General features: G+C 59.2%; 4 protein-coding genes and 1 pseudogene. All 5 read right to left on the reverse strand.

Translation table 11 applies throughout. From position 1 onward, the window contains the following. Positions 1-91: 91 nt before the first annotated feature. Positions 92-928, reverse strand: a complete 837-nt coding sequence (locus FTE26_RS08240; protein ID WP_000480968.1) for an aminoglycoside O-phosphotransferase APH(6)-Id — start codon at positions 926-928, stop codon at positions 92-94. Continuing rightward, complete coding sequence (gene aph(3'')-Ib / locus FTE26_RS08245) at positions 928-1,731, reverse strand: aminoglycoside O-phosphotransferase APH(3'')-Ib (RefSeq protein WP_001082319.1); 804 nt, start codon at positions 1,729-1,731, stop codon at positions 928-930. The genes FTE26_RS08240 and aph(3'')-Ib overlap by 1 nt, the downstream gene beginning before the upstream one ends. 60 nt (positions 1,732-1,791) lie before the next feature. After that, positions 1,792-2,607, reverse strand: a complete 816-nt coding sequence (gene sul2 / locus FTE26_RS08250) for a sulfonamide-resistant dihydropteroate synthase Sul2 (RefSeq protein WP_001043265.1) — start codon at positions 2,605-2,607, stop codon at positions 1,792-1,794. A gap of 307 nt (positions 2,608-2,914) precedes the next feature. Beyond that, complete coding sequence (repC, locus tag FTE26_RS08255) at positions 2,915-3,766, reverse strand: replication protein C, IncQ-type (protein WP_000240536.1); 852 nt, start codon at positions 3,764-3,766, stop codon at positions 2,915-2,917. Then, positions 3,753-4,472, reverse strand: a pseudogene (locus FTE26_RS08260) (helicase RepA family protein); the annotation flags it as partial. The gene repC and the pseudogene FTE26_RS08260, both read right to left, overlap by 14 nt. Between the last annotated feature and the right edge of the window lie 79 nt (positions 4,473-4,551).

Genomic DNA, 4,551 nt, shown 5'->3' on the forward strand with positions numbered 1-4,551 from the left:
GCGCCTGGTAAGCAGAGTTTTTGAAATGTAAGGCCTTTGAATAAGACAAAAGGCTGCCTCATCGCTAACTTTGCAACAGTGCCCTTGATATCTAGTATGACGTCTGTCGCACCTGCTTGATCGCGGCCGCGATAGCTAGATCGCGTTGCTCCTCTTCTCCATCCGCGTTCCAAGCTGCGGAAAGGCACCCATAAGCGTACGCCTGGTCGAGCAGGCGACGCGGATCGACGTCCAGCGCACGAGAGAATGCGTCCGCCATCTGTGCAATGCGTCTAGGATCGAGACAAAGGTCGTCTCTGTCAGCCGGATCGTAGAACATATTGGCGGCGCCAAAGCCCACTTCACCGACCAGACCGACGGGATCTATCACCAGCCAGCCGCGACTGGAGAACATGATGTTTTCATGATGCAGATCGCCATGTAGCCCACGCAGTTCCGAGGCATTGCTCATCATTTGATCGGCTATAATCGCCGCGTGGACGTAGTCAGTTTGACAACCTGCGTTTTGATCATCGCGCGCCCGCTGAAACAAAGCTGCAAAGCGATCCCGGATCGGGAGAAGGGCAGAAGGCAGGGGTTCCTCAGATGCGGCATACAGCTTCGCCATTAGTTCCGCTGCAATTTCGGTCGCCTGGTAGTCGCCGTGCTCGGCAACGATGTGAGAGAGCATTCGCTCCCCGGCATATTCGAGCAACATCAGATTGTTCTCACGACCGAGCAACCGGACTGCTCCCCTCCCATTGCGCCATACCAGATAGTCGGCCCCGCGCAGTTCATCAGCAATGTCTTCTATAGGTTTCAATCCCTTGACGATTGCAGGAGTCCCGTCTGGCAATGAAACTTTCCAAACGAGGCTGGAAAAGGTGTCCGCAATGAGAACAGGTTGCGAAACGTGCCAATGAGCAGGAAAAACAGGCGGCATGAACATCAACCCCAAGTCAGAGGGTCCAATCGCAGATAGAAGGCAAGGCGTTCGCGGTCGGGGGCTTCGATCCCCAATACATTGAATAGGACAGCGAAGGCGCGCTCTGCTTCATCTGGCGCTGCCCAGTTCTCTTCGGCGTTAGCAATCATGAGTGCCAAATCGGCATAGCGATCTGCTGTTCCGAGCCGCCCAAGGTCGATCAGACCCGTGCATTGAAGAGTTTTAGGGTCCACCATGAAGTTCGGCATGCAGGGATCACCATGGCAAACAACCATATCGGTGCGCTCTTGGTCGAGCCGCACCGGTAGCTCTCGTTCGACACGAGCCAAAAGATCGAGCTGCGGCGTACTCTTGTCCTCGTCCGGTAAGAAGTCGGGATTGACGGCATTGCGGGACACCACATCAACGGCGCGTCCGAACATTCGCGACAGCCTGCGCTCAAACGGACATTGATCAACCGATAGGCTGTGAACAGCGCCAAGTTGCTGCCCCATTGACGGCCACGCTTTGAGCAAATCCGCTCCAGACAGATCAGCCGCCGGTACTCCCGGAATTGCCGTTATCACCAAGCATGCACCCTCCTGTTCCTCCTGCCAGTTGATGACCTCGGGGCAAGCCACACCTCGACCTTTGAGCCAAATGAGGCGGTCACGCTCTCCAGCGAGCTCACCGCGGCGGGAAGCAGGTGCGATTTTCGCGAAGGCATGCCCGTCACCACGTCGAAAAACAAAATCACCAGATTCTCCGCCTCTGACAGGCAACCAGTCAGAATGCGATTCACCAAAAAAAATATTAGTTCGATTCAATGGAGGTTCCTTCAGTTTTCTGATGAAGCGCGAATATAGAGAAATATCCCGAATGTGCAGTTAACGAATTCTTGCGGTTTCTTTTAGCGCCGCCAATACCGCCAGCCCGTCGCGCAAGGGGCGCGGCTCGTGTGTGCGGATGAAGTCAGCTCCACCTGCGGCGGCGGCAAGCTCTGCAGCGAGTGTCGCGGCCCCGACATCCCCCGGACCACGGCCTGTGAGCGCGCGCAGAAAGGATTTGCGCGAAACAGACAGAAGCACCGGCAAATCGAAGCGCAGCCGCAATTCATCGAACCGCGCCAGCACCGAGAGCGAGGTTTCGGGAGCAGCCCCCAGAAAAAACCCCATGCCGGGATCAAGGACAAGGCGGTTGCGTTTGATACCGGCACCCGTCAGCGCCGCGATGCGCGCGTCAAAGAACGCCGCAATGTGATCCATGATGTCGCCAGCGGGTGCCTCGCGCCGATCTGCCTGCCCGTCTTGCACCGAATGCATAACGACGAGTTTGGCAGATGATTTCGCCAATTGCGGATAGAACGCAGCGTCTGGAAAACCGCGAATATCATTGAGATAGGCCACACCACGCGACAAGGCATAGGCTTGCGTCGCGGGTTGATAACTGTCGAGCGAGACGGGAATGCCATCTGCCTTGAGCGCGTCCAGCACCGGCGCGATACGCTCGATTTCTGTGTCGGACGAAACAGGCGCGGCGTCGGGGTTGCTGGATGCCGGACCGAGGTCGATCACATCTGCCCCCTCGGCCATCAGCTTACGCGCCTGCGCAATGGCTGCGTCTGGCGCCAGATACCGGCCTCCATCGGAGAAACTGTCCGAGGTTATGTTGACGATGCCGAAAATGATGAGCGATTTATTCATGGGGGCTTCTATAATAATAATAATCGAGCATGAGTCTCATACGGATGCTCGGGTCGAAAGGGAATCCCCAGGCGAGTAACCTGTTTGCGGTGATCCATTAGCTGCAGGAGCAGAATAGCATACATCTGGAAGCAAAGCCAGGAAAGCGGCCTATGGAGCTGTGCGGCAGCGCTCAGTAGGCAATTTTTCAAAATATTGTTAAGCCTTTTCTGAGCATGGTATTTTTCATGGTATTACCAATTAGCAGGAAAATAAGCCATTGAATATAAAAGATAAAAATGTCTTGTTTACAATAGAGTGGGGGGGGTCAGCCTGCCGCCTTGGGCCGGGTGATGTCGTACTTGCCCGCCGCGAACTCGGTTACCGTCCAGCCCAGCGCGACCAGCTCCGGCAACGCCTCGCGCACCCGCTGGCGGCGCTTGCGCATGGTCGAACCACTGGCCTCTGACGGCCAGACATAGCCGCACAAGGTATCTATGGAAGCCTTGCCGGTTTTGCCGGGGTCGATCCAGCCACACAGCCGCTGGTGCAGCAGGCGGGCGGTTTCGCTGTCCAGCGCCCGCACCTCGTCCATGCTGATGCGCACATGCTGGCCGCCACCCATGACGGCCTGCGCGATCAAGGGGTTCAGGGCCACGTACAGGCGCCCGTCCGCCTCGTCGCTGGCGTACTCCGACAGCAGCCGAAACCCCTGCCGCTTGCGGCCATTCTGGGCGATGATGGATACCTTCCAAAGGCGCTCGATGCAGTCCTGTATGTGCTTGAGCGCCCCACCACTATCGACCTCTGCCCCGATTTCCTTTGCCAGCGCCCGATAGCTACCTTTGACCACCATGGCATCAGCGGTGACGGCCTCCCACTTGGGTTCCAGGAACAGCCGGAGCTGCCGTCCGCCTTCGGTCTTGGGTTCCGGGCCAAGCACTAGGCCATTAGGCCCAGCCATGGCCACCAGCCCTTGCAGGATGCGCAGATCATCAGCGCCCAGCGGCTCCGGGCCGCTGAACTCGATCCGCTTGCCGTCGCCGTAGTCATACGTCACGTCCAGCTTGCTGCGCTTGCGCTCGCCCCGCTTGAGGGCACGGAACAGGCCGGGGGCCAGACAGTGCGCCGGGTCGTGCCGGACGTGGCTGAGGCTGTGCTTGTTCTTAGGCTTCACCACGGGGCACCCCCTTGCTCTTGCGCTGCCTCTCCAGCACGGCGGGCTTGAGCACCCCGCCGTCATGCCGCCTGAACCACCGATCAGCGAACGGTGCGCCATAGTTGGCCTTGCTCACACCGAAGCGGACGAAGAACCGGCGCTGGTCGTCGTCCACACCCCATTCCTCGGCCTCGGCGCTGGTCATGCTCGACAGGTAGGACTGCCAGCGGATGTTATCGACCAGTACCGAGCTGCCCCGGCTGGCCTGCTGCTGGTCGCCTGCGCCCATCATGGCCGCGCCCTTGCTGGCATGGTGCAGGAACACGATAGAGCACCCGGTATCGGCGGCGATGGCCTCCATGCGACCGATGACCTGGGCCATGGGGCCGCTGGCGTTTTCTTCCTCGATGTGGAACCGGCGCAGCGTGTCCAGCACCATCAGGCGGCGGCCCTCGGCGGCGCGCTTGAGGCCGTCGAACCACTCCGGGGCCATGATGTTGGGCAGGCTGCCGATCAGCGGCTGGATCAGCAAGCCGTCAGCCACGGCTTGCCGTTCCTCGGCGCTGAGGTGCGCCCCAAGGGCGTGCAGGCGGTGATGAATGGCGGTGGGCGGGTCTTCGGCGGGCAGGTAGATCACCGGGCCGGTGGGCAGTTCGCCCACCTCCAGCAGATCCGGCCCGCCTGCAATCTGTGCGGCCAGTTGCAGGGCCAGCATGGATTTACCGGCACTGTTGCAAAGTTAGCGATGAGGCAGCCTTTTGTCTTATTCAAAGGCCTTACATTTCAAAAACTCTGCTTACCAGGCG

The sequence above is a fragment of the Escherichia sp. S10b genome (assembly GCF_028421345.1).
Lineage (GTDB): Bacteria > Pseudomonadota > Gammaproteobacteria > Enterobacterales > Enterobacteriaceae > ECMA0423.